The organism is Herbiconiux gentiana (assembly GCF_024978135.1).
Lineage (GTDB): Bacteria > Actinomycetota > Actinomycetes > Actinomycetales > Microbacteriaceae > Herbiconiux > Herbiconiux gentiana.
Map to the genome: position 1 here is coordinate 719,063 of NZ_JANTEZ010000001.1, position 23,433 is coordinate 742,495.

Genomic DNA, 23,433 nt, shown 5'->3' on the forward strand with positions numbered 1-23,433 from the left:
GGTCGGGTCAGGGCCGATGGCCCGTCAGAGTCCCGTGGCGGCGCCGATCCTGATGGCGGAGAGGCCGATCACCTCGGCGATGCCGACGGCGTTCTCGACGCCGGCCGCTCCGGCGAACTCCTCGGCCCCGGTCGGCGTGTGATAGCGCCAGCCCTCGGCGCGGCCGACGCCCACGAGGGCGGCGCGGGCCACGCGGGTGACGTTGCCGAAGTCGGTGGCGAAGCCGAGCGCGGGCGGGTCGGCGATGAACTCGCGACCGGCGGCGGCGAAGGCGTCGCCCACGAGGGCGATCACCTCGGGGTCGGGGCGCACGGGCGCGATCGGCGCCGAGCTGGTCCAGACGGCCTCGCCGACGATGCCGTGCACCGTGTCGGCGAGCGCGTCGAGCCCCTCGTCGTCGTCGGCGAAGAGCAGGAAGGAGGCCTCGAAGACCATCCCCGCCCCTTCCTCGACGTCGCCGTCGACGGAGACCGACTCGATGATCAGGCGGGCCGGGTCGACGGCCCCGGCGAGCGCCGTGACGTTCGCCAGGGCCACGAGCGGCGTGCAGACGACGTCGCGGCGCAGGGTGCGCACCCCCACCACGCGGGCGGTCTCCCGGCGCATGGCGAGCGAGGCGGGCCAGACGGTGTCGATGAACTCCGGATGCGGGTAGAGCACGACGTCCACGTCGTCCCAGACACCGGCCGCGGCCGTGAGGGCCTTGCCGCTGCCGCGCTCGCGGGTGAGCGGGGAGTGGATCTCGTCGGCCGGGCATCCGACGACCACGACCCGACCGGTGAGCTGCTCGCGCACGGCGGCGAGCGCCAGAGCGGCACCGATCACGCCGGCGGACTGCGGACCGTGGCCGCAGGAGTGCACCGGAGCGACGTGGCCCTCGGCGTCGTAGGAGGCGGGGGCGTCGTAGACGGCGATGACGCCGACGGTCGCGCCCGGGGCGCCGAGGTCGAGCTCGGCTCGGAAGGCCGTGGCCATGCCCGCGACACCCTCGGTGACCGTGTAGCCTGCGCCGCGCAACAGGCCCACCAGGTGCGCAGCGGTCTCGGTCTCCTGGTGCGCCAGTTCGGGATGCGCGGTGACGAAGTCGACCGTCTCGCCGATCACCGGGGCGAGCCCCGCGACGGCCTCGCGGTACTGTTCATCGAGCTGCTGCTCGGTCATGCTGCGCCCCCTCGTCGGTGTCCATCCGCGGTCACAATTCTTATTATGTGGATCGCAGTGTCAGCATATGACGCGACCTCCTCGAATTATTCATGACCGGGCAAGATGTAACAAGGCCTTAACACGGCCCGGACGACAGGAGCCGCATCATCGACGATCACGACATCGCCCCCGACTGGTGGAAGAGCGCGGTGGTGTACCAGGTGTACCCGCGCAGCTTCCAGGACTCCGACGGCGACGGGATCGGCGACCTGCCGGGCATCCGGCGCCGCCTCGACCATCTCGAGCGCCTGGGCGTCGACGTGGTGTGGCTGTCGCCCGTGTACCGGTCGCCGCACGCCGACAACGGCTACGACATCAGCGACTACCGCGACATCGATCCGCAGTTCGGCACCCTCGACGACCTCGACGCCCTGCTCGCCGATCTGCACGCCCGGGGCATGAAGCTCGTGATGGACCTCGTGGTGAACCACAGCTCAGACGAGCATCCGTGGTTCGTCGAGTCGCGCTCGAGCCGAGACAGCCCCAAGCGCGACTGGTACTGGTGGCGGCCGGCCCGGCCGGGCCGCGAGCCGGGCACCCCGGGCGCCGAGCCCACCAACTGGGAGTCGTTCTTCTCAGGGCCGACGTGGGCGTACGACGAGGCGACGGGCGAGTACTACCTGCATCTGTTCGACCGCAAGCAGCCCGACCTCAACTGGGAGAACCCCGAGGTGCGCGAGGCCGTCTACGAGATGATGCGCTGGTGGTTCGACCGGGGCGTCGACGGGTTCCGGATGGACGTGATCAACCTCATCTCGAAGGACCTCGCCCTGCTCGACGGCGTCATCGCGCCGGGGCGGACGCTCGGCGACGGGTCGCCGCACGACATCGGCGGGCCGCGCCTGCACGAGTTCCTGCAGGAGATGCACCGCGAGGTCTTCGCCGGCCGCACGGGGCTGATCACGGTCGGCGAGACGCCCGGGGTCACGCTCGAGGAGGCGGTGCTGTTCACCGACCCGGCGCGGCGCGAGGTCGACATGGTGTTCCAGTTCGAGCACGTCGGGCTCGATCACGGCCCCGACACGAAGTTCCGGTCGCGGCGCCTCCAGCCCGGCGAGCTGGCCGAGTCGCTCACCCGGTGGCAGGATGCGCTCGCCGACGTCGGCTGGAACAGCCTGTACTTCGCCAACCACGACCAGCCCCGCTCGGTCTCGCGTTTCGGTGACGACAGCCCCGTGCACCGGCGTTCCTCCGCGACGGCGCTCGCGACCGTGCTGCACCTGCAGCGGGGAACGCCCTACGTCTACCAGGGCGAGGAGCTCGGGATGACGAACTCCCCCTTCGCCGCAATTGACGACTACCGCGACCTGGAGTCGCTCAACTGGTACGCCGAGAGCCTCGCCGCGGGTGCCGTGGCCGAGGACTCCCTCTGGGGGCTCGCGGCCGTCAGTCGCGACAACGCCCGCACGCCGGTGCAGTGGGACGACTCCCCCGAGGCCGGCTTCACCTCCGGCACCCCGTGGATCGCGGTCAATCCGAACAGCGCCGAGATCAACGCGGCTGCGCAGTACGACGACCCCTCCTCGGTGTTCTCGATGCACCGCGCCCTGATCGCGCTGCGGCACGAGCTGCCCGTGGTCGCGCACGGGACGTTCCGGCGGGTCGATGCCGGAGACCCGGCGGTCTTCGCCTTCGAGCGCGCGCTCGACGACGACCGGTTGCTCGTCGTGGTGAACCTCTCCTCGGAGCCGCGCGCGGTGCGGCTCGAGGCGTCCGAAACGGAGCGCTGGTCGAGCGCCTCGGTGCTGCTCGCCAATCTCGCTGACGCGTCGGCGTCGGCGTGGGCGGATCTCCGCCCGTGGGAGGCCAAGGTGCTGCGCGCCTAGTCGCCGCCCGCCGCCTGGGCGCGTTCCCGCGCATCCGCCTGTTCGTACGTGCGCAGGACTGCGGCGAGGGTGTGCGTGTAGCCCACGGCCTCGTGGCCGACGACCTCGACCACCGGGCAGAGCGCGACCAGCACGATCACCGAGACCAGGGCCGCGACACTACCCGGATCGGCGAGATCGAGCGTCCCGCGGCCGGCCGTGGCACCCACCGCGAGCGCGGCGACCAGCGGAACGCAGGCCGCGATCAGCAGCGGCAGATGGGTCAGGTCGTAGGAGCGCAGCAGCACGCTCCAGGTGATGAAGATCATCGCGATCATCACCGCCACGGGAACGGCGAGCGCCAGCGCGATCTGGAACACGGTCAGGCTCTCGCCTTCGATGGCCGCTGCGGCGATGCGGAGGCCGGCGCCCACCGCGGCGATCGAGCCGAACATCGGCAGGTGGGCGTAGCGCCAGGCGAAGGTGCGCGAGGGCCAGCGCTCCAGCACGATCCGGGACGGGATGAGGAAGTAGGCCCACCAGAACCCGGCTGCGATCACGAGCCCCGACGCGACGAGGGCCGCCGCCTCGAGCGACCAGCCGCGCTCCTGGGTGAGCGCCCCCACCGCGGCCACCGTCGCTGCGATCACCTCGCCGAGGGCGATCAGGGTCAGCAGACCGAACCGCTCGGCGAGGTGGCCGGCGTTCCACGGTGTGCGTCCGATCCGGCGTTCGAGCAGCACGGGCGCCACCATCTCCGCCGATGCCAGCACGACGATCGCGACGACCGTGACGGGCACCGCCAGCGGAACGACGGCGGTGAGCAGCCAGAGCAGCTGGGCGACGGTGATCGTCACGGCGTAGGCGACGTCGATGCGCCGGTGCCGGGCATCCTGAGCAGCCGCCCGCAGCCAGAGCGCGATCAGCGGTACGCGCATCACGATGTAGCCGACCACCATCAGCAGGTTGTTCGGGCTCTCCCCCCCGGCCGCCGACTCGAAGCTCACCGGCAGACCGAACATCAGCACCACCGCGCCCACCATCTGCACGATGGTCAGCACCCGGAACAGCGCGTCGTCGTTGCCGTAGGCCGAGGCGAACCAGCTGAAGTTCATCCACGCCCAGCTGATCGCCCAGATGGCGAAGAGGTAGGCCCCCACCGCCGACCAGACGTGGCCTTCGCCGACCTGGTGCGCGAGCTGCTCGGCCGCCGCGGCGAACGCGATCACGTACACGAGGTCGTAGAGCAGTTCGAGGGGCGTCACCGCGCGGCCGGGCCCGCCGGAGCGCTGTCCGCGGAGCGGCCGCAGACGATGCCGCAGCTCGTCCTCGAGTCGCGACCTGAACCTCTCGTCGACCATGCCCGCCGCCCTTCGCCCGACCCCCGACCAGCTGGGGCCCAGTCCAGCAGATCCGCGCCCCGGCGTCCAGGGCAGCGCACCTGAGGGTCGGCCGCGCATGCCCCCTCCCGCATGGACGTCGGGTCAGGATGGAGGCATGACCGACGCGGATGCGCCCCGAGACCGTTCCTCTGACGAGAGCAACCCCTACGCCGCCAGGCCCTGGCTCGCCGCCTACGCCGACGGGGTGCCTGACCAGATCGACGCGCCGAGCGAGACGCTGCCGCAGATGATCGACGCGAGCGTCACGCGCTATGGCCGCACGCCCGCTCTGGAGTTCTTCGGCGCCGTCACGAGCTACCGCGAGCTCGGCGAGCAGATCGAGCGGGCGGCCGAGGGGCTACGGCGGCTCGGCGTGAAGAAGGGCGACCGCGTCGCGATCGTGCTGCCGAACTGCCCGCAGCACGTCGTCGCCTTCTACGCGGCCCTGCGGCTCGGGGCGATCGTGATCGAGCACAACCCCCTCTACACCGCTCGCGAGCTGCGCCACCAGTTCGAGGACCACGGCGCCCGCGTCGCCATCGCGTGGGACAAGACCTTCGACACCCTCGCCGGCTTCCCCGACGACCTGAAGCTCGACCGCATCGTGAGCGTCGACATCACCGAGGCCCTGCCGTTCGGCAAGCGACTCGCCCTGAAGCTGCCGGTGAAGAAGGCGCGGGAGTCACGGGCGCAGCTGACCGCGACACCGCGGTCCGCGCATCCGCTCACCTGGGCGAAGCTGCTCGACCACCGTCGTGTGTCGCGCAAGGTCGCGGGGCCCGCGCTCGACGACGTCGCGCTGCTGCAGTACACCAGCGGCACCACCGGCACGCCGAAGGGCGCCGTCCTCACGCACGCGAACCTCCGGGCGAACGCCGCCCAGGGGCGCGCGTGGGTGCCCGGCCTGCTCGACGGCGAGGAGACGTTCTACGGGGTGCTGCCGCTCTTCCACGCCTACGGCATGACGCTCTGCCTCACCTTCGCGATGAGCATCGGGGCGAAGCTCGTGCTGTTCCCGAAGTTCGACCTGGGGTTGGTGACGGATGCTGCGCGAACCTCTCCCCCGACGTTCCTGCCCGCCGTCCCGCCCATCTACGACCAGCTCGCCCGGGCGGCCTCGCGCGGCACGATCGATCTCTCGAGCGTGCGCTTCGCGATCTCGGGGGCGATGAGCCTGCCGGTCGCCACGGTCACGCGCTGGGAGGAGGCCACGGGCGGCCTGCTGGTCGAGGGGTACGGGATGACCGAGTCCTCCCCCGTGGCGCTCGGCAACCCGATCGGGCCGTCGCGGCGGCCGGGCACCGTGGGGGTGCCGTTCCCGTCGACGGAGATCCGCGTGGTCGACCCGGCGACGCTCGAGGACCTGCCGATCGGCGAGCCCGGCGAACTGCTGATCCGCGGGCCGCAGGTGTTCCAGGGCTACTGGGGGCGGCCGGGCGACACTGCCGCGACGCTGCTCGCCGGCGGCTGGCTGCGCTCGGGCGACATCGCCACCGTCTCGTCCGATGGCTTCGTGACCATCGTCGACCGGCTGAAGGAGATCATCATCACGGGCGGCTTCAACGTCTCGCCGACCGAGGTCGAGGACGCGCTGGGCTCGCACCCCGACGTCGAGAGCGCGGCCGTGGTCGCCCTGCCGCGCGACAGCGGCGGCGAGGAGGTGGCGGCGGCCGTCGTGCTGCGCTCCGGCGCGACGCTCGACGTCGAGGCGCTGCGCGACTACTGCCGCACCCGGCTCGCCGCCTACAAGGTGCCGCGCCGCATCGTGGCGGTCGACGACCTGCCCCGCTCGCTGATCGGCAAGGTGCTGCGCCGCGAGGTGCGGGAGCGGCTGCTCGCGGCGCAGTAGTCGATACTGGAGCCATGGGGGCTGGGGACGTGGGAGCCAGGGGCATCGGGCTCGTCGGGACGGCGTTCCAGCCGATCGTCGAGATCGCGTCGGGGCGGGTCGTCGCCCATGAGGCGCTGTCCCGGTTCGCCGACGGCGGCGGTGCGGTGGCGCCCGACGTCGCGTTCGCGGAGGCGTACGCGAGCGGGCGGATCGAGCGCGTCGACGCCGACTGCCTCGAGCGAGCCGTCGACGCCGCGGGTGGGTTGGGCGGGCGCGACGCGCACGAGCTGTTCCTGAACGTCGAGCCGCCGACCCTCTGGCGCAGCGAGCTGCCCGCCGCCCTGCGGCACGGCCTGCCCGTGACCATCGAGATCACCGAGCGCGCGCTCGCCCGGGACACGGGGCGGCTGCTCGGCGCCATCCGTCGGCTGCGCGAGCTCGGCCACGCGATCGCCGTCGACGACCTCGGTGCCGAGCCCGCGACCCTGGCGCTCCTGCCCCTGATCGCCCCCGACGTGATCAAGCTCGACATGGCACTGATCCGGGAGCGGCCCGACCGGAACGCGGCGCGGATCATGACCGCGATCGCCGACTACGCCGGGCACAGCGAAGCCCTCGTGCTCGCCGAGGGAATCGAGAATGAGCGGCAGGAGCTGATGGCCCGCGCGCTCGGCGCCACCCTCGGGCAGGGCTGGCACTACGGCCGCCCCCGCCCCGCCGACGAGGCCGCCCGCGTGGCGACGAGCCCCGAGGAGCGCACCGAGTGGCGGGCGCAGGTCTCGCGTTCGGCCCGCGCGTCCGCGCGGGTGGACGGTTCGGCGACGCCGTTCGAGCTCGTCGGCGCTTCCGTCGAGCCCCGCCGGGCCGACCGGGCGCTGCTGCTGCAGGTGAGCCGCTTCCTCGAGGAGCGGGCCGCGGCCGGCGGGGACAGCGCGGTGATGCTCGCCACCTTCCAGCGCGACTCGAACGTCACCCCCGCCACCCGGCGGCGCTACGAGTGGCTCGTCGATCGCGGCTGTCTGCTCACCGTCTTCACGGTCGGCGAGCCCGCCGGCCTCCCGGCGCCTGCGCACAGCAGGGTGATCGCTCCCGACGACCGGCTGGCCGCCGAGTGGGACGTGATCGTGCTGACCGCCGACCACGCCGCCGCGTTGACCGCGCGCGAGGTCGATCCGGGCGGGCATCCGGGCAGCGACTACGACTTCGTGCTCACGACCGACCGCGACCTCGTCACCCGAGCGGCTCTGGCCCTGTTCACGAGCGACTGACCGGGTCGGGAATAACCCGGGCCCCTCGGCGTTGAACTTGAGCGTAAGGCACTCAAGTTTCAAACCAGGAGGTTTCGTGCCCGAGAACTTCACCCCCGCCGACGGCAACGCCGACGGCACCAACTCGTTCGACGAGTTCCTCGCCCGCTACCTCGAGGGCGAGCGCGCCGCCCGCGCCGGTCGCTCGATCGACCTCAGCAAGCTGATCAGCCGTCGCACCCAGGAGCTCCTCTCCGAGGCGGGCAGCTACGCCGTCGAGCACGGTCACCGCGAGCTCGACGCGCTGCACATCCTGCGCACGATCGCGCCGCAGCAGCCCGCCGCCGAGGCCATCCGCAACGTCGGAGCCGACCCCGCGGCGATCGCCCGCGCCGCCGAGCTCCGCCTCCCCGCCGCGAGCAGCGACCGCGTCACCGCGCCCGCGCTCACCCAGTCGGCCCAGCGCGCGCTGTTCCATGCCTACCAGGTGGCCCGCGCATCCGGATCGACCTACATCGACCCCGAGCACCTCTTCTTCGCGCTCGTGATCAACCAGGACTCCCCCGCCGGGCAGGTGCTGGCCCAGGCCGGCGTCACCCCCGACGCCCTGCAGGAGGGCATGCGTCAGAACCTCGGTGCCCCGGGTGCCGAGGCGACGGATGCCCGCACGGCGGCCGGAGCGGACGGCGACGGCCGCGCATCCGAGACCCCGACCCTCGACAAGTTCGGCACCGACCTGACCGAGCTCGCCCGCGAGGGCTCGCTCGACCCGGTGATCGGCCGGCTCGACGAGATCGAGCAGACCATCGAGATCCTCTCCCGCCGCACCAAGAACAACCCGGTGCTCGTGGGTGAGGCGGGCGTCGGCAAGACCGCGATCGTCGACGGCATCGCCCAGGCGATCGTCGACGGCGGCGTGCCCGAGCAGCTGCGCGACAAGCGTGTCGTCTCGCTCGACCTGCCCGCCATGCTCGCCGGAACCAAGTTCCGCGGCGACTTCGAAGAGCGCCTGACCAGCCTGATGGACGAGATCTCGGCCCACAAGGACGAACTGATCGTGTTCATCGACGAGCTGCACACCGTGGTCGGTGCGGGCGGCTCGGGCGAGGGCGGGATGGATGCGGGGAACATCCTGAAGCCCCGCCTCGCCCGCGGCGACCTGCACCTGCTGGGCGCCACCACGCTCAAGGAGTACCGCGCGATCGAGAAGGACCCGGCGCTGGAGCGCCGCTTCTCGCCCGTGACGGTCGGCGAGCCCTCCCAGGCCGACGCCGTGCAGATCCTGCAGGGTCTTCGCCCCGCCTACGAGGAGCACCACGGCGTCTCGTACACCGACGCCGCCCTCTCGGCCGCGGTCGAGCTCTCGGCCCGCTACGTCAGCGACCGCTTCCTGCCCGACAAGGCGATCGACCTGATCGACCAGGCCGGCGCACGGCTGCGGCTCTCGCTCGGCAAGGTGGCGTCGGTGGTCGACACCGGCGCGCTGATGGCCGATCTGGCCGCGCTCGAGGCCGCCAAGAACTCGGCGGTGTCGCTCGAGCACTATGAGGAGGCGTCGCGCATCCGCGACGAGATCGAGGACGTGCAGCACCAGCTGGCCGAGGCCTCGTCGGTGAACCGGCGGGTGGCGGCCGAGCGCGCGTCGTTCGCGTCGTCGGCCGGCAACGACTCGGATGCGGTGGTCGACGAGGCGGAGATCGCCGCGGTGATCTCGCGTGCGACAGGCATCCCCGTCTCGCGGCTCGGCGACGTCGACCGTGCCCGGCTGGCCGCCCTCGAGGGCGAGCTGCACGAGCACGTGATCGGACAGGACGACGCCGTGACCGTGGTGGCCAAGGCCGTGCGCCGCAACCGCACGGGTATGGGTGACGCGAACCGGCCGATCGGCTCGTTCCTCTTCCTCGGCCCGACCGGTGTGGGCAAGACCGAGCTGGCGAAGACGCTCGCGTCGTCGCTGTTCGGGTCGTCGGATGCGATGCTGCGCTTCGACATGTCGGAGTTCGGTGAGCGCCACACCGTGTCGCGTCTCGTCGGTGCCCCTCCCGGCTACGTGGGCTACGACGAGGCCGGCCAGCTGACCGAGCGCGTTCGCCGGAACCCGTACTCGGTGGTGCTGTTCGACGAGATCGAGAAGGCCCACCCCGACGTGTTCAACCTGCTGCTGCAGGTGCTCGACGACGGGCGCCTGACCGACGGTCAGGGTCGCACGGTCGACTTCCGCAACACGGTGGTCATCATGACCTCGAACCTGGGGTCGGAGTTCCTGGCCTCGCGGTCGGGGGCCATGGGGTTCGTGGCCCGCTCTGCTGCTGGTTCCTCGGACGGCGACGGGAACGGTTTCGGCTCGGACAAGGCGCTGCGTGACCGCGTGATGGGCAAGCTGCGCGAGGCCATGCGGCCGGAGTTCCTCAACCGGATCGACGAGATCGTGCTGTTCCGCAAGCTCGAGAAGGCACAGCTGGAGCAGATCGTGTCGCTGCTGCTGGAGTCGACCCGGGTTCGGCTGTCGGCGCTGTCGGTCTCGCTGACCGTGACGCCGGCCGCCGTCGCGTGGCTCGCAGCGAACGGCTACGAGCCGGAGTACGGGGCGCGGCCGCTGCGTCGGCTGATCCAGCGGAAGGTCGACGACGCGATCGCCGAGCTGCTGGTCGACGGGTCGATCGTCGACGGCGGGGACGTGGCCGTGGACGCGGTGGACGGGGAGTTGGCCGTGCGGTCGGGGTCGGGCTCGTCGGGCTCGGTCGCGTCGTCGTCGTCGGAGGCCGGGTTCGCCTTCGCGGCGTGATCCTGAACTGACGGCGTCGGGCCGGGGACTTCGGTTCCCGGCCCTTCGTCGTTCGCGGTTCTCCACAGGGGGCTGACGGCTTGTCGAGGATATGTCACACTGTCCTGAGCAAATCTCACACTCAGGAGGGTGATCATGACGATCCCGACGAAGAACAGTTCCCCCGGCCGACGCGCGCGCCGCGCCGCCTCGACCCTCGGCGTCCTCGCGGTGGCCGCCGGCGCGGTGCTCGTGCCGACCGCCGCCCACGCCGAGGACGTGCCGCCGACCGCCACGGCCGACACCTACACCGTGGGCTCGGGCGTGCTCTTCCGCGTGGCGGCCGCACAGGGGCTGCTCGCGAACGACCTCAACCTGGGGCTCGGCCAGTTCGCCGCCCCGGCCACCGATCCCGGCCACGGAACGCTCGACGTCGAGCTCGACGGCAGCTTCACCTACCTGCCCGCGGCCGGATTCACGGGCGCCGACAGCTTCACCTACTGCATCAAGATCGCCGACACGCTCCCGTGCCTGTCCGCCGAGGTGAAGGTCTCGCTCACCGTCGATCCGTCGATGGAGCGCATCGGGGGCGCCGATCGCTTCGCCGTGTCGGCCGCCGTCTCGCAGGAGACGTTCGACCCCGAGGTCGGCACCGCCTACATCGCCTCCGGCGAGACCTTCCCCGACGCCCTGTCGGCGTCGGCCGCGGCGGGCGCCGAGGGCGGGCCGGTGCTGCTGGTGCGCAAGAACGCCATCTCCACCGAGGTCGACGCCGAGCTGCGCCGACTGCAGCCGCAGCGCATCGTCGTCGTGGGCGGCGAGCAGGCCATCGCTGCGACGGTCGAGACGGCGCTCGGCACCTACACCGACGTCGTGGAGCGCATCGGCGGGGCCGACCGCTTCGTGGTGTCGGCCGCGATCTCGAAGTCGAGCTTCGGCGCCGACCGCCCTGTGGCCTACGTCGCTTCCGGTGAGGACTTCCCCGACGCCCTAGCGGGCTCGGCGGCCGCCGGCGTGAAGGGCGGCCCCGTGCTGCTCGTGCGCCACGACGGCGTGCCGACGGCCGTGGCAGACGAGCTGCGCCGGCTGAATCCGGCGAAGATCGTGCTGCTGGGTGGCCCGACCGCGGTCTCCGACGCCACGAAGGCCGCCCTCGAGGCGATCAAGCCCGTCACCCGCATCGGCGGCGCCGACCGTTTCGTGGTGGCATCGGCCGTCTCGGCCGACGCGTTCTCGACCACCGACACCCACACGGTGTACGTGGCCTCGGGCGAGAAGTTCCCCGACGCGCTCGCGGGCTCGGCGGCGGCCATCGCCGGCCACGCGCCCGTGCTGCTCGTCACCCGCGACGGCCTGCCGGCCGCCACCGCGACCGAGCTCGACCGCCTGAACCCGACGCGCATCGTCGTGCTCGGCGGCGAGCAGGCGATCTCGGCGGCGACCTACACGGCGCTGAAGTCGCACCTGGGCTGACGCCCGGCCGTGGTGCGGCCCCCGCGACGCTCGCGTCGGCCGCACCACGGCACCACCACCGCACCGGCCGCATCAGCGCGACGCCCGACCGCGCCGGCCGCATCACCGCGACGCCCGACCGCGCCTCCGTGCTGCGGGCGCCTCCCACCCCTAGGATCTGCGCATGAGCATGCTGCACCTCGACCCCGACCGGATGATCGGCGAGTCCCGGCTCCTCGATACGGTGACGCCCCGGCCCCCGTCGGAGCGCGTGAGGCTGGCCCGCGCCGAGGTCATCCGCGTGCTCACCACCACGGCGAACGACCGCGCCGACGCCGAGCAGGACTACCTCGACGCCCTCGACGCCCACCACCGCGCCTACGCCGCCGCCCTCGCCGCCGACTTCACGCCCGCCGACCTCGAGCGCCTCGGTCTCGCGCCGTCGACGCCAGAGCGCTAGGCCCGCTGGCTGACGGCTGATCGCTGACGCCCGGTCGCACAGGCCCGAGCGCTGACACCGGGTCAAGCCCTCGGCGGCGGACGCACTCGGTCGTAGGGTCGCCGCTACGAGTGATCGGACGTCGGAGAGACCTCCTCGACGGAACCGATCCCGAAGCGAGGAGACCTCAATGACCACCGCACGCGACATCATGACGCCCGACCCCCAGTGCGTGAAGGAGGGCGAGACCCTCGTCGACGCCGCCCGCCTGATGCGGGCGCACGACACCGGCGCCCTGCCGATCTGCGGTGACGACGGCCGCCTGGTGGGCATGCTGACCGACCGCGACATCGTCGTGAAGTGCCTCGCCGACGGCGGCGACCCGGCCACCGTGACCGCGGGCAGCCTGGCCGAGGGGGCGCCCGTGACCATCGGCGCCGACGACGACGTGCGGGAGGCGCTCGAGACCATGAAGGCGCACCAGGTGCGCCGCCTGCCGGTGATCGACGGGCACGACCTCGTCGGCATCATCAGCCAGGCCGACATCGCCCTGTCGCTCAGCGCCATAGAGACCGGAGAGACCGTCGAGGAGATCTCCGAGGGCCCGGAGAACGGCAGCGTCTGACGGCAGTCGCCGGCGCGGCACCCGGGCGCGGGCGCCCGGCGCTATCGGCGGCAGTCAGCGGTGCAGCGCCTCGTGCCGCCGCGCGGTGAACCAGGTCGGGTTCGACGAGATCTTCGGCAGCCGCCGCCCGATCCACACCGACCGCGCCGCGAAGAACCCCCCGGCGCCGCCCGACACGACGGCGACCACGATCGTGATCGTCGTCGCCTGCCACGATCCCAGCACGAGCGCCAGCACGATCCACGGCACCGCCGTGCCGATCGCCACGATGTGCAACGCCGCGAACCCGCGCTCGCGCACCGTCAGCGGGCGGCGGTTGAGCAGCGGCCAGGCGACGAGCCCCACCAGCAGCGCCCAGCCCCCGGCCCCGAGCGCCGAGAGCAGGCTCGACAGTGCTGCGGCGCTCCACGAGAAGACGTTGTTGCCGGCCGCGACGAGCAGGAGCGTTTGACTCGAGGCGAGGGCCGCGACCGCGGCGGCGAAGGCTCCTTCGACGGCGAACCAGCCGGTGCGGTTGGCCGGCTGGTGCTCTGATCCGATCATCGATCGTCCTTTCCCGGCCACGCTGCCGGAGTGGTGCGGCGAGCCCCCGTCGTCGTCGACCGGTGCCCGCGGTGTTCCTGCTCCTACTGTGTTCCGGAGCAGCGGTCGCCGCAAGGCACCACACCGGGGGCCATCTCGTCCTGTGCCGACTGTTCGGAGCCGGTGACGAGATCGACGGGTGTCACACCCGATCCCGCGCCTCCCGCGCCGTCACGATCGAGTACTGCACGTTCGCCAGTGCGTGCAGCACGACCCCGACTCCGACGAGCCCCAGCGCCAGGGCGGCGGGCAGCGAGGGAGCCGGCGCCATCCACTCGGCGAGGAGCAGCAGCGGGAACCCCACCATCAGCAGCACCGTGCGCAGCTTGCCGAACCAGCGCACCCGCACGGTGCCGGGCCGCGCCACCAGGATCACGACGCCCAGCAGCAGGTCGCTCGCGAGCAGCACGATCGCCATCCAGAGCGGCACGAGCCCCGCGATCACGAGCGTGATGCACACCGTGAGCTGGCTCACCCGGTCGGCGAGCGGGTCGAGCCGCTGCCCGAGCTCGGTCACCAGGTCGAAGCGCCGCGCGATGAACCCGTCGGCCCAGTCGGTGACCCCCAGCACGATCAGCAGCACCAGTGCCAGAAGCGGATCATCGAGCACGAGCAGCGCGACCACGAACAGCGGCGTCAGGACGAGCAGCCGCCCGATCGAGATCGCGTTGGGCAGGTTCACTGCTCCGGCAGCGCCTCTGAGGTGATGATCGAGCCCGTCCAGCCCTTCTGGGCGGCGATGATCGCCGTGAGCTCGGCGTTGATGTAGAGGGTTCCCCCGTCGGGCCCGGCGGAGTGGAAGTAGGAGTCGTTGAAGACGCTGTCGCTCAGCACGACCTTGACGTTGGGATACGTCTGGACGATGCGCGCGATGGCCTTCTCCGGGTCAGACACCACCCCTCCTTTCGATAGCCTGGGTCCAGCTTACTTCTAGGGGGTACCAGTCGATGGAGTTCCAGACCGAAACACTCGGCGACGGCGTCGTCGTGATCCGGGGTGAGGGCCGGCTCAACATGGTGTCCGGCCCGGCCCTCCGGGAGACGGTGCTGCGGGAGCTCGAGGCGGGCAACCCCCGGGTGGTCGTCGAGCTCGACCGCATCGCGTTCATGGACTCCTCCGGCCTCGGGGCCCTGATCAGCTGCCTCAAGGCAGCCCGCGAGAAGGGCGGCGACCTCCGCATCGTCGGCCCGTCGACCCAGGTGTCGATGGTGCTCCGGCTGTCGAACGTCGACACGATCCTCCCGCCTTTCGAGAGCGTCGAGGCGGCCTATCGTGACTGAGTCGGTGACCAGCCTGCTGTTCAACTCGCCGCCCGACGACGTCGACGCGGTGCACGAGTTCCTCGAACAGGTCTGGCAGGCGAACCCCGGCATCGGCGAGTTCGACCGCATGGCCTTCGAGACGGCGCTGATCGAGCTGTCGGCGAACGTCATCCAGCACGCCTCCGGCGAGGGCGGCGTGACCTGCGTGCTGTCGGTCACGAGCGACGCCGACGGCCTGCACGCCTCCCTCTCCGACACGGCGGATGCGGGCGGGATCGTGCTCGTCGACCGCGCCATGCCCGACGAGCTCAGCGAGTCCGGCCGGGGCATCGCGCTGATCCAGGCGCTCGTCGACGAGCTCCGTTACGAGCGCATCGACGAGCGCAACGTCTGGACCATCCGCAAGGCACCTCAGGCGATCGAGCCACCCGCTGCGGCCGAGGCCTAGGCCTAGCCCGCCGCCCTGGCCCGCCGCGCCAGCACGACGACGCTGACGTCGTCGTCGGCACCGCGTGCGGCCACCAATGCGGCGAAGCGATCTACCGCGTCCTGGGGCCCGGATGCGCCCGCCACGATCGCGGCGACCTCGTCGAGCGCCTCCAGGGTTCCGCCGAACAGGTCGAGCACCCCGTCGGTGACGACCACCAGGCTCTCGCCCGGATCAAGCGACACTTCACCGACCCCCCAGCGCCCGCCGGCGACGATGCCGATCGGCAGCCCGGTGGCGTCGAGGCGCTTGATCGAGCCGTCGCGACGCACGATCGCCGAGAGCCCGTGCCCCGCATCCGCGTACCGGATGCGGCCGCTCTCGGTGTCGACGACCCCGTGCACCAGGGTGGCGAAGCTCGAGGTCTGACCGAGGTCGCCGAATAGCTGCTCGTTCACCGCCGACACGGTCTCGGCGACGTCGTCCCCGGAGCGCGACAGGAAGGCGGCGCGCACCGTCGCGGCCATGATGGCCCCGCCCGTGCCCTTGCCCATCACGTCGGCGAGGGTGAACTCGAGCCCCTCGGCCGTGGCGTGCCAGGAGTAGAAGTCGCCGCCCACGACGCGCTTCGGGATGCTCGTGCCCGCCACGTCGCAGTCGGGCGCGGCCGGCTGCTCGCGCGGCAGCAGGCTCTGCTGCACGAGAGCGGCGCGGTCCTGGTCCTTGCTGTCCTCGAGCTCGCGTTCGACCCAGGAGCTCAGCTCCTGCAGCAGCCGCACCTCGTCCGGTCCGAACTCGCGCGGGCTGGAGTCGACGAGGCAGAGGGTGCCGAGGTTGTAATCGTCGCCGAGGTTCAGCGGCGCCCCGGCGTAGAAGCGGATGTGGCGCTCACCGGTCACCGTGGACCGCCAGCTGAAGCGGTCGTCCTTCGTCGCATCCGGCACCACGAGCACGTCGGGCCGCTGGATCGTGATGTCGCAGAACGACTGGGCGCGGTCGCTGACCGGGGAGGTGCCCGGCAGCTGCGGCGACTTGGTGAACTGCCGCGTCTCGTCGAGCAGGTTGATCTCGGCGACCGGGACGCCGAACAGCTCGCGGGCCAGGCGGGTGATGCGGTCGAAGCGCTCCTCGGGCGGGGTGTCGAGCAGCTCCAGCTTCTCGACCGCGGCGACCCGCAGCTGCTCGAACCGGTCGGCGCCGAGCCCGGCGAACCGCGCGTCGTCGGCGCTGCCCGGGCCGGAGCCGGTGGCCGTCTGGTCGTCGGTGCTCGTCCCCATGTCCTCCAGCGTAGCCAACGACGTGACCGACCCCGGACGCGCGGGACCGGCCGCACCCGCTACCCTGGGGCCGTGCTCACGATTCCGGCGCGCACCCTCCGCCTCGTCGCCGCCCACTGGCCGGCGCTCCTGGCGTGGTATCTCGCGGGCTGGCTGGCGCGCTACCTGATCATCGAGCTCGCCTCGTACTTCGGCGCCACGAGCGCCCTGATCGGTCTGCTCATCCTCCCGCTCGCGGCGCTCGCGCGGCTCGGCAGCTTCATCGCGATGTTCCTCGTGCTGCGTCCGAGCATGCCCTCCTTCCAGGAGCTGCGCCGATCGGGCCGGGGCACCGAGGAGCCGGGCGCGCCCGAGACCGGACGACGACGGGTGACCGAGATCGTGCTGACGAGCATCCTGCCGTTCTTCACCTTCTATGCGGCCTGGCAGTTCCTCAGCGTCGACGTGCAGCAGTACGCCACCGGGTCGCTCGAGAACATCGACCCGTTCCAGAGCGGGGTCGACCGCTCGGCGGCGGTGCTGAACGTGCGGCTCGACGTCTGGTCGATCGGCGTGATCGTGGTCGCCTTCGCCGGGCGCACCCTGCTGAAGCGCTACCGGGTTAAGCTGCCGGCCTGGTCGAGCGTGATCGCCGTCTACTGCGAGGCCGTCTGGATCTACGTCGCCCTCTACTTCATCAACAGCTACCTGGGCCAGTTCAGCTCCTGGGTCTCGAGCCGGGCCGCCGTGCAGTGGTACGAGACGGTCAAGGCCGCCGCGTTCGAGGCGGTGCACCCGATCGGTGTCGCCTGGGCGGCCGTGGAGTGGGCGATCGGCCGCACCGGCGGTCTGGTGCTGCTCCCCCTGGCCTGGCTGACCCTCGCCGGAATCGTCTACGGCCGCGCCCTCGCGGCGCCGAAGATCACCTACCGACCGAAGAACGCCTACTACACCAGCGCCCGCAAACGCATCGACGGGCTGCCCGGCCAGCTGCGACGGCGACTGGCGGAGCTGGGCGACGGCGTCACCGGGCGGTTCAAGCCGACCGTCTCGGCCTTCCTGCTGATCTGGCGGGCCGGGGCCGCCCCGATGGGGCTGTTCGTGCTCGGCTACACGGTGATCGAGGCCGGCTCGTCGTGGCTGCTGCTCGCCGGGGTGCGACTGATCGGGCCGCACGACCTGCACGCGTGGTGGATGAACTTCGACGACATGCTCGTGTTCGTGGTCGGGGTGATCGTCGAGCCGCTGCGGCTGTGCCTGATCGCGGCGGCCTACGACTTCTGCCTGCGCCGGCTCGAGGAGCGGCGGGAGGCCGCCGAGGGCACCGGGCGGTCGGACGCCACGGAGCAGGCCGGGACCGTCGCTACAGCGTGAGACTGAGGTAGCGCGGCAGCTCGTCGACGACCTCGACGTTCAACCGCAGCTGGTCGCCCGCGTCGGCGGGCACCACGAAGACCGCCTCCAGCGTGTAGTCGCCCGTCTGCTCCGAGTCGCAGTAGAGCGGCACGTCGAGATCGAAGCCGAGGTCGACCCCCGTGCCGGTGTCGGGGCTCCAGGTGCGTGACGGCGCCCCGCTCCGGGTCTCCTCCAGGTCCATCAGGCAGCTCGGTGCCGTCGCACCCTCGGGCGACACCGCGACCGAGACGACCACGACATCCGTTCCGGGCGGGGCCCCCGCGTCGGCCGGCAGCTCGGTCGAGCGGATGCGCTGCACCTCCGTGACCCGCCACTCGGCTCCCCCGAAGCCGACGTCGGCGCCGCGCTCGACCGTGACCGGGCTGCTCGCCCGCTGGCTCCAGTAGCTGAGCCAGTCCGACGAGAAGGTCACGAACAGCGACGCCGGCACCAGCACGACGACCGCGACGAGTGCGATCGCGTTGCGCTTCAGCCAGCCGCCCATCACTCGGCGCCTGCCGCGGGGTCGCCGAGCAGCGGCGCCTCCGTCTCGATGCTCGGCTCCGTGGTGAGGGCGGTGAGGTCGACCGGCACGACGAGCAGGGAGTCGGTGCGCGGGTCGGAGTCGATGCCGAGCTCGAGTCGGGCGCCCCGTCCGTCGGCGCTGTCGAGGTCGGCGCGCGGCACCTCGAACAGCAGGGGGCCGGTCAGCGGCACCCCGACGCTGAGCGGCAGCCCGGCGAGCGCCGACAGGCCCGGGCGGTCGGAGGCGCTGTAGCGGCGGTCACCCAGGCGCAGCGACGCGTTGCCGAGCAGGGCGGCGCGGTCGTCGACCACGGCCGAGACGCTCAGGTCGACGACGATCCACACCCCGGTGGTGGCTCCCTGCCAACCGTTGGCGGTCTGCACGCTGTCGGCCGCACGCACCCCGTGCACGGTGGCCTCGATGTTGCGGCCGACGAGGGTGTCGCCCACGCGGCCCTCGACGGGGATCGCCGCCTGCCAGCCGCCGCCGCGCGGCGCCGTGTCGGACACGACGGCCGCGATCGCGAGCAGCGCGACGAGCACCAGGGCGCTGAGGGCGTGCCGCCACCACGGTACAGCCGCGGGCGCGGACGGGGCGACGGGGGCGTCCGCCGGGTCGGCCGGGACGGTCATCCGCCGACCCCTGCCCCGACGTCGTCGACCTCGAGCTCGGCGCGCGCGGTCACGAAGGGATCGATGAAGCGGTGGCCGTAGGTGACGAAGCCGTCGGCCTGGTAGACCTTGTCGTAGACGTCGACGACCAGCGTGTCGCCCGCGGCGAGGGCGCCGTCGGCGACCTGCCAGATGTAGGCCAGCTCGACCGGCACCCGGGGCTGCAGCTCGGCCAGCTCGGTGGCGTCGTCGAGGACGACCACGGTGAACGGCGCGGAGTCGGCGTCGAGCCCCGGGACCTCGACCGGGCGGAGGTTGTCGGCGGCCCCGATGCCGTTCCCGGCGCTGACCGGCTCGTCGCTGAGGTTCTCGGCCTCGGTGACGAGCACGAGCAGGCGCTTGCCCGGCTCGGGTTCGATGTCCTGCTCGGGGAAGCCGTCGATCAGCACCGCGCGCTCGACGGCGAGGCGCAGCTGGGCGCCGGTGACGCTCTCGCCGGCGCCGACGACCGGCATGGGGGTCGAGGCGGCATCGGCGAGCCCGCCGAACCCGGCCGTGGCGAGCAGCACGAGGCCGGTCAGACCGGTGACCACGTACTTCGTGGGCACCTTCTCGCCGAGCGCCCTGGCACGGTCTCGTGCTCGCGCGCGCGTCGGAGGTGCCGGCGGAGTGGTCGTCACCCGTCACATGGTAGCGGGGGTGACGACCACGGCGAGGCGTCGGCGCCTGCCGGTGACGGTGCCAGTGCCGCGGATCAGTACCAGTTGACCGACTGCGAGTGCGACCAGGCCGAGCAGGGCGTGCCGTAGCCGGCCGCGATGTACTTCAGCCCCCAGCTGATCTGGGTCACCGGGTTCGTGGCCCAGTCGTCGGCGATGGTCGACATCTTGCTGCCGGGCAGCGACTGCGGGATGCCGTAGGCGCCGCTCGAGGCGTTCTCGGCCTGGTAGTTCCAGCCCGACTCCTTCGTCCAGAGCGAGTCGAGGCACTGGAACTGGTCGCTGCCCCAGCCGTAGTCGGAGGCCGCGATCTGGGCCGCGGCGGCGCGGGCGCCGTCGGGGGTGGTGGAGGCGGCGAGCTGCTCGGCCGCGGCCTGCGCGGCGGCCGCGGCTTCGGCGGCGGCCTGGGCGGCAGCGGCCTCGGCGGCGGCCTGAGCTGCCGCAGCGGCGTCGGCGGCGGCCTTGTCGAGAGCGGCCTTCTGGTTCTGCACCGAGGCGGTCTGGGTGACGGCCTGATTCGTCAGCGTCTGCACCGTGGTGGTGTCGAGGTAGGCGTAGTTCGCCAGCGAGGCGATCGACGTCGACAGTGCGGTGGTGTCGACCTGACCCTTCGCGGCCGAGAGTACCGAGGTGGCCTGGCTGACCGCGCGGTCGGCCCGCTCGTCGGCCTGCTTCGACGTCGTGTCGAAGAGGGCGTCGACCGCCTTCTGCGCGTCGGTGCTCGGCAGGGCGGTGCCGGCCGCCGTGACGGTGGAGGCGATCGTCGAGCCGACCGAGACGGTCTGCGCGTTCGCGATCGTGGGGTGCGCGAAGCAGGTGAGGGTGACGAGGAGGCCTGCGGCGGCGAAGCCGGCCACCGGCACGGCGGCGGTGCGGTGCTTGCGGCGGCGCTCGTCGGCCTTGCGGGCGGAGGCGCTGCGCTCGTCGGCGCGGCGGTCGCGGCGGGTGAGGGTCGGGGTGGTCTGGGGCCTGTCGGGGGTGGTGTTCTCAGCGGTGCTCATGTGTTCCCTGGGGTGGGCCAACGGATGCACGGCGTGCGCAGATCGGGCAGCCTGCAGTCCAGCCGCGGTTCGAGCTCGGGTGAGAACGACAGCGCAGAGGCCCTCGTGGGGTGGGGGCGCGGTGCCTGGCGGCGATTGGCGGTGACGGTCGGTGTCGGGTTGAAGCCGTCACGGCTTCTGTCACGATCCGCCCGGCCAGGATGGGTTCCCGGCGTCGCAGGCGAACGATTGAAGCCACAAGTATGGGTCGCGTTTCTGGGAAACCTCTCCATACGCGGTAATGGGTCAGAGGCCTCCGCCGCCTCCAGGCGCCGCTTCCGCCGTTCCCGCCGTCTGCGCCGGCCAGACGTAGGGCAGATCGATCGGCACGCCGGGGAAGAGCTCGCCGTAGAACTCGGGATCCTTGCGCAGGAGGTTGGAGCGGTGACTGAGGTGGAAGGCTTCGTCACCGATCCACGGCGGCAGCGCGAGTGCGCTCTGCGGCAGCGCGTCGACCTCCGGCGCGAACGCGAGCACCTGGGGGCGCACGGTGTCGGCGTGGCCCTGCGCGATCCACTCGTCGGTCACCTCGAGGGCGTACTTGGTGAGCGCCGGGAGGTACCCCCGCCACATCGTCGCGGCCGGGTGATTGCGCCACCCGTAGGTGAGGATCGTGACGGCGCGGAGCACCTGCAGCGCCTCGACCCGCTGCTTGCCGAGCCGCGCCCGGTCGAGCGCTCGGGCACTGGCGCGGAAGTCGGGGTACGGCAAGAAGGTCTGCACCCCGACGACCGTACGCCGCGGCAGGCAGGATGGGGGCACCGGGATGGGGTACATCCCGCACGGTGCCGTGAGCGCCCGGCAAAGCGCCGGGAGCCCCTTTGCGGAAGGCGCCGACCGGAGAACGATGGGGGGAAGGGCGGTCTTGCACCGCATCCGCGAACTGAACGGACAGCACTCATGAAGAAGATCCTCGTCATCGTCGCCTTCGCCGCCGGCTACGTGGTCGGCGCCCGCGCCGGTCGCCGCCGCTACGAGCAGATCCGCGACAAGGCCCAGCAGCTCTGGAACGACGACCACGTGCAGTCGGCGGTGCAGAACGCCGGCGACAAGGTCGAGCAGGTCGCGGGCAAGGCCGTCGACAAGGCGGGCGACCTCATCGGCAAGGTACGCTCGCACTGACCTCCCGGGAAGGACCGTCCATGGCGAAGAAGAAGTCCAGCGAGCAGCTCTCGGTGCCGAAGGCCATCTCCGAGGTGGCCCGCGGTGTCGCGACGGCCCGCACCATGCGGCCGCACGACCACTCCGACGCGGGCCCCGCCGGTGCCGACGGCGACGTGGAGCGCGAGGCGCCCCAGCGCAGCCGGGCCGAGCTGAAGGCCGACATCGCGGCGACGCGGGCGCAGCTGGCCGGGCTCGTCGACGAGATCGAGCACCGGCTCGACGTGCCGGCCCGCGCCGAGGTGATCGTCGACGATTTCAAGGCCGACCCGAAGACGGCGGTGGTCACGCACAAGAAGACCACCGTTGCGGCGGCCGTCGTGGTCGCCGCCGTGGGCACCGGGATCGCCCTGCTCGTGCGGGCGATCGCCAAGAAGTAGCACCCTCCCTCAACCAAGAACGCCCGGCCACCGCAGACGCTGCGGGGCCGGGCGTTCTCATTCCCGTGCCGGGGCGGGGCGGGGCGGGGCGGTCGAACCTATGCCACGACCTCGGCCGGCGGTGCCGGGGGTCCGGCCTTCGCCGCCGGATCCTTCTTGCGCCGCTTCCGATGCGGCTCGGGCTCGGGCGCCGGCCCGTTCCAGACCTTGATGATCGCCCAGCCCACCGCCGCGATCGGCACCGACAGCACCGCACCCACGATGCCGCCGAGGATGGTGCCCGCGGTCAGTGCCACCAGGATGACCAGCGGATGCAGCTTCAGCGACTGCGCCATCACCACCGGCTGCAGGAAGTTGCCCTCGAGCTGGTTCACCGCGATCACGATGCCCACCACGACCAGCGCCGCGACCGGGCCATTGGCCACCAGGGCCACCAGCGCGGCCAGCACCCCGGCGAGGGTCGCCCCGATCAGCGGGATGAACGCCCCGATGAAGACGATGATCGCGAGCGGCAGCGCCAGCGGCACCCCCACGATCGCGATGCCGACCCCGATCGCCACCGAGTCGACCAGCGCCACGACGGCGGTGCCGCGGATGTAGCCGCCGAGGGTGCGCACTGCCGTGTGCCCGATGCGCTCACCGCGCTCGTGGCGGTAGCCCTTGAACGGCTTCAGCAGGAAGGCCCAGATCTGCGGTCCGTCTTTCATGAAGAAGAACAGGATGACGATCGCGAGCACGGCCCCGGTGATGACCTCGCCCGCCGCCGACACCCCGGCGAGCGCCCCCGAGCCGAACTGGCTGCTGGTGAGGAAGTCGATGCCGGCGTTCTTCGCGTCGTCGATCTGCTGGGCGCTGATGTCGAACGGCAGGCTCGTCACGAAGTCCTGCAGGTTGTCGACGCCCTGCGACGCCCGGTCGCCGAGCTCGTCCCACTGGCCGCGCACGGCGAAGACGATGAGGGTGATCAGCCCGCCGAACACCACGATCGCGGCCACCAGCGTGACCCACGTGGCCATCATCGCCGAGAAGCCGTGGTGCTTCAGCCAGCGCAGCACCGGGCTCACGGCCGCCGCCAGGATGACCGCGATCAGCAGCGGGATGACGACGAGCTTCAGCTGCACCAACGCGAACACCACCACCGTGGCGAGGATGAGCACCACGATGATCTGCCCGCTCCGCAGCGCGAGCTGCCCGAACTTGTCGGTGAGCATCGACGTGAGCGTGGGGCGCGACACGGGGTCGGCGGACGTCGGGGTCGCGGCGCCCGGCGGATTGGGTCGGGCGAGGGCGGAGTCGTCTGTCGGCATGGGTTCACCTTCTCACGAT

Annotated in this window: 24 protein-coding genes; 12 read left to right on the forward strand and 12 right to left on the reverse strand. The window is 71.9% G+C overall.

What is annotated here, in order from left to right; genetic code table 11:
- Window positions 1-24: 24 nt before the first annotated feature.
- The gene (locus NVV95_RS03300; protein WP_259485106.1) at window positions 25-1,161 is read right to left on the reverse strand and encodes a M20/M25/M40 family metallo-hydrolase; all 1,137 of its coding nucleotides are present in this window, start codon (window positions 1,159-1,161) and stop codon (window positions 25-27) included.
- 164 nt (window positions 1,162-1,325) lie between these two features.
- On the opposite strand from NVV95_RS03300, the gene NVV95_RS03305 reads away from it, so the two are divergent.
- Window positions 1,326-3,029: a glycoside hydrolase family 13 protein gene (locus tag NVV95_RS03305; RefSeq protein ID WP_259485206.1), complete on the forward strand. Its 1,704-nt coding sequence runs from the start codon at window positions 1,326-1,328 to the stop codon at window positions 3,027-3,029.
- On the opposite strand, the gene NVV95_RS03310 is transcribed toward NVV95_RS03305, so the two are convergent.
- A complete protein-coding gene (locus NVV95_RS03310) occupies window positions 3,026-4,369 on the reverse strand; it encodes a low temperature requirement protein A (RefSeq protein ID WP_259485107.1) in 1,344 nt (447 codons plus the stop codon). The two genes, NVV95_RS03305 and NVV95_RS03310, sit on opposite strands and share 4 nt — an antisense overlap.
- 136 nt (window positions 4,370-4,505) lie before the next feature.
- Between NVV95_RS03310 and NVV95_RS03315 the strand changes: the two genes are divergently transcribed.
- The 6 genes from NVV95_RS03315 (at window position 4,506) to NVV95_RS03340 (ending at window position 12,748) form a co-directional block, all read left to right on the forward strand.
- On the forward strand, window positions 4,506-6,239 hold the full coding sequence (locus NVV95_RS03315; protein ID WP_259485108.1) for a long-chain-fatty-acid--CoA ligase: 1,734 nt from the start codon (window positions 4,506-4,508) through the stop codon (window positions 6,237-6,239).
- A gap of 14 nt (window positions 6,240-6,253) precedes the next feature.
- Window positions 6,254-7,489 carry a sensor domain-containing phosphodiesterase gene (locus NVV95_RS03320; protein WP_259485109.1) on the forward strand — a complete coding sequence of 412 codons (1,236 nt, stop codon included), beginning with the start codon at window positions 6,254-6,256 and terminating at the stop codon, window positions 7,487-7,489.
- Window positions 7,490-7,565: 76 nt separating this feature from the next.
- The gene (locus NVV95_RS03325; RefSeq protein ID WP_259485110.1) at window positions 7,566-10,253 is read left to right on the forward strand and encodes an ATP-dependent Clp protease ATP-binding subunit; all 2,688 of its coding nucleotides are present in this window, start codon (window positions 7,566-7,568) and stop codon (window positions 10,251-10,253) included.
- 135 nt (window positions 10,254-10,388) lie between these two features.
- A complete protein-coding gene (locus tag NVV95_RS03330; RefSeq protein ID WP_259485111.1) occupies window positions 10,389-11,705 on the forward strand; it encodes a cell wall-binding repeat-containing protein in 1,317 nt (438 codons plus the stop codon).
- A 163-nt stretch (window positions 11,706-11,868) separates the two neighbouring features.
- Complete coding sequence (locus NVV95_RS03335; RefSeq protein WP_259485112.1) at window positions 11,869-12,144, forward strand: hypothetical protein; 276 nt, start codon at window positions 11,869-11,871, stop codon at window positions 12,142-12,144.
- A gap of 169 nt (window positions 12,145-12,313) precedes the next feature.
- Window positions 12,314-12,748 (forward strand): CBS domain-containing protein, encoded by a 435-nt coding sequence (locus NVV95_RS03340; RefSeq protein ID WP_259485113.1) that lies wholly within the window; start codon window positions 12,314-12,316, stop codon window positions 12,746-12,748.
- 54 nt (window positions 12,749-12,802) lie between these two features.
- Here NVV95_RS03340 and NVV95_RS03345 read toward each other — a convergent pair whose 3' ends face one another.
- From NVV95_RS03345 to NVV95_RS03355, 3 genes are all read right to left on the reverse strand, one after another.
- Entirely contained in the window at window positions 12,803-13,291 is a 489-nt protein-coding gene (locus NVV95_RS03345) for a hypothetical protein (protein WP_259485114.1), read from the reverse strand.
- Between the two features lie 181 nt (window positions 13,292-13,472).
- The gene (locus NVV95_RS03350; protein WP_259485115.1) at window positions 13,473-14,012 is read right to left on the reverse strand and encodes a CDP-alcohol phosphatidyltransferase family protein; all 540 of its coding nucleotides are present in this window, start codon (window positions 14,010-14,012) and stop codon (window positions 13,473-13,475) included.
- A complete protein-coding gene (locus NVV95_RS03355; protein WP_194680926.1) occupies window positions 14,009-14,224 on the reverse strand; it encodes a hypothetical protein in 216 nt (71 codons plus the stop codon). The genes NVV95_RS03350 and NVV95_RS03355 overlap by 4 nt, the downstream gene beginning before the upstream one ends.
- Before the next feature lie 53 nt (window positions 14,225-14,277).
- Here NVV95_RS03355 and NVV95_RS03360 point away from each other — a divergent pair, with 53 nt between their 5' ends.
- Both NVV95_RS03360 and NVV95_RS03365 read left to right on the forward strand, forming a co-directional pair.
- Complete coding sequence (locus NVV95_RS03360) at window positions 14,278-14,610, forward strand: STAS domain-containing protein (RefSeq protein ID WP_259485116.1); 333 nt, start codon at window positions 14,278-14,280, stop codon at window positions 14,608-14,610.
- Window positions 14,603-15,040, forward strand: coding sequence for an ATP-binding protein (locus NVV95_RS03365; protein ID WP_259485117.1), 438 nt, complete (start codon window positions 14,603-14,605; stop codon window positions 15,038-15,040). Before NVV95_RS03360 ends, NVV95_RS03365 begins: the two co-directional genes overlap by 8 nt.
- 2 nt (window positions 15,041-15,042) lie before the next feature.
- Here NVV95_RS03365 and NVV95_RS03370 read toward each other — a convergent pair whose 3' ends face one another.
- Window positions 15,043-16,296, reverse strand: coding sequence for a PP2C family protein-serine/threonine phosphatase (locus tag NVV95_RS03370; protein WP_259485118.1), 1,254 nt, complete (start codon window positions 16,294-16,296; stop codon window positions 15,043-15,045).
- 72 nt (window positions 16,297-16,368) lie between these two features.
- Between NVV95_RS03370 and NVV95_RS03375 the strand changes: the two genes are divergently transcribed.
- Window positions 16,369-17,649: a hypothetical protein gene (locus NVV95_RS03375; RefSeq protein WP_259485119.1), complete on the forward strand. Its 1,281-nt coding sequence runs from the start codon at window positions 16,369-16,371 to the stop codon at window positions 17,647-17,649.
- Here the strand turns inward: NVV95_RS03375 and NVV95_RS03380 are convergent.
- The 5 genes from NVV95_RS03380 to NVV95_RS03400 all read right to left on the reverse strand — a co-directional run bounded on the left by NVV95_RS03380 (window position 17,639) and on the right by NVV95_RS03400 (window position 21,289).
- On the reverse strand, window positions 17,639-18,175 hold the full coding sequence (locus NVV95_RS03380; RefSeq protein WP_259485120.1) for a hypothetical protein: 537 nt from the start codon (window positions 18,173-18,175) through the stop codon (window positions 17,639-17,641). The genes NVV95_RS03375 and NVV95_RS03380 overlap by 11 nt on opposite strands.
- Window positions 18,175-18,828, reverse strand: coding sequence for a hypothetical protein (locus tag NVV95_RS03385; RefSeq protein ID WP_259485121.1), 654 nt, complete (start codon window positions 18,826-18,828; stop codon window positions 18,175-18,177). The genes NVV95_RS03380 and NVV95_RS03385 overlap by 1 nt, the downstream gene beginning before the upstream one ends.
- On the reverse strand, window positions 18,825-19,487 hold the full coding sequence (locus NVV95_RS03390) for a hypothetical protein (protein ID WP_259485122.1): 663 nt from the start codon (window positions 19,485-19,487) through the stop codon (window positions 18,825-18,827). The genes NVV95_RS03385 and NVV95_RS03390 overlap by 4 nt, the downstream gene beginning before the upstream one ends.
- A 74-nt stretch (window positions 19,488-19,561) precedes the next feature.
- Window positions 19,562-20,527: an aggregation-promoting factor C-terminal-like domain-containing protein gene (locus tag NVV95_RS03395; protein ID WP_259485123.1), complete on the reverse strand. Its 966-nt coding sequence runs from the start codon at window positions 20,525-20,527 to the stop codon at window positions 19,562-19,564.
- A gap of 285 nt (window positions 20,528-20,812) precedes the next feature.
- On the reverse strand, window positions 20,813-21,289 hold the full coding sequence (locus NVV95_RS03400) for an MSMEG_6728 family protein (protein WP_259485124.1): 477 nt from the start codon (window positions 21,287-21,289) through the stop codon (window positions 20,813-20,815).
- A gap of 177 nt (window positions 21,290-21,466) precedes the next feature.
- Between NVV95_RS03400 and NVV95_RS03405 the strand changes: the two genes are divergently transcribed.
- Window positions 21,467-21,688 (forward strand): hypothetical protein, encoded by a 222-nt coding sequence (locus NVV95_RS03405; protein ID WP_259485125.1) that lies wholly within the window; start codon window positions 21,467-21,469, stop codon window positions 21,686-21,688.
- 20 nt (window positions 21,689-21,708) lie between these two features.
- Window positions 21,709-22,107 (forward strand): DUF3618 domain-containing protein, encoded by a 399-nt coding sequence (locus NVV95_RS03410; RefSeq protein ID WP_259485126.1) that lies wholly within the window; start codon window positions 21,709-21,711, stop codon window positions 22,105-22,107.
- Between the two features lie 98 nt (window positions 22,108-22,205).
- Here the strand turns inward: NVV95_RS03410 and NVV95_RS03415 are convergent, their stop codons facing one another.
- A complete protein-coding gene (locus tag NVV95_RS03415; protein ID WP_259485127.1) occupies window positions 22,206-23,414 on the reverse strand; it encodes an AI-2E family transporter in 1,209 nt (402 codons plus the stop codon).
- Window positions 23,415-23,433 lie beyond the last annotated feature (19 nt).

Excerpts from the sequence above, each read along its gene's own strand:
- NVV95_RS03300 (WP_259485106.1), bottom strand. The coding sequence starts at position 1,161 with ATGACCGAGCAGCAGCTCGATGAACAGTACCGCGAGGCCGTCGCGGGG.
- NVV95_RS03310 (WP_259485107.1), bottom strand. The coding sequence starts at position 4,369 with ATGGTCGACGAGAGGTTCAGGTCGCGACTCGAGGACGAGCTGCGGCAT.
- NVV95_RS03315 (WP_259485108.1), top strand. The coding sequence starts at position 4,506 with ATGACCGACGCGGATGCGCCCCGAGACCGTTCCTCTGACGAGAGCAAC.
- NVV95_RS03320 (WP_259485109.1), top strand. The coding sequence starts at position 6,254 with ATGGGGGCTGGGGACGTGGGAGCCAGGGGCATCGGGCTCGTCGGGACG.
- NVV95_RS03330 (WP_259485111.1), top strand. The coding sequence starts at position 10,389 with ATGACGATCCCGACGAAGAACAGTTCCCCCGGCCGACGCGCGCGCCGC.
- NVV95_RS03335 (WP_259485112.1), top strand. The coding sequence starts at position 11,869 with ATGAGCATGCTGCACCTCGACCCCGACCGGATGATCGGCGAGTCCCGG.
- NVV95_RS03340 (WP_259485113.1), top strand. The coding sequence starts at position 12,314 with ATGACCACCGCACGCGACATCATGACGCCCGACCCCCAGTGCGTGAAG.
- NVV95_RS03345 (WP_259485114.1), bottom strand. The coding sequence starts at position 13,291 with ATGATCGGATCAGAGCACCAGCCGGCCAACCGCACCGGCTGGTTCGCC.
- NVV95_RS03360 (WP_259485116.1), top strand. The coding sequence starts at position 14,278 with ATGGAGTTCCAGACCGAAACACTCGGCGACGGCGTCGTCGTGATCCGG.
- NVV95_RS03370 (WP_259485118.1), bottom strand. The coding sequence starts at position 16,296 with ATGGGGACGAGCACCGACGACCAGACGGCCACCGGCTCCGGCCCGGGC.
- NVV95_RS03380 (WP_259485120.1), bottom strand. The coding sequence starts at position 18,175 with ATGGGCGGCTGGCTGAAGCGCAACGCGATCGCACTCGTCGCGGTCGTC.
- NVV95_RS03385 (WP_259485121.1), bottom strand. The coding sequence starts at position 18,828 with ATGACCGTCCCGGCCGACCCGGCGGACGCCCCCGTCGCCCCGTCCGCG.
- NVV95_RS03395 (WP_259485123.1), bottom strand. The coding sequence starts at position 20,527 with ATGAGCACCGCTGAGAACACCACCCCCGACAGGCCCCAGACCACCCCG.
- NVV95_RS03405 (WP_259485125.1), top strand. The coding sequence starts at position 21,467 with ATGAAGAAGATCCTCGTCATCGTCGCCTTCGCCGCCGGCTACGTGGTC.
- NVV95_RS03410 (WP_259485126.1), top strand. The coding sequence starts at position 21,709 with ATGGCGAAGAAGAAGTCCAGCGAGCAGCTCTCGGTGCCGAAGGCCATC.
- NVV95_RS03415 (WP_259485127.1), bottom strand. The coding sequence starts at position 23,414 with ATGCCGACAGACGACTCCGCCCTCGCCCGACCCAATCCGCCGGGCGCC.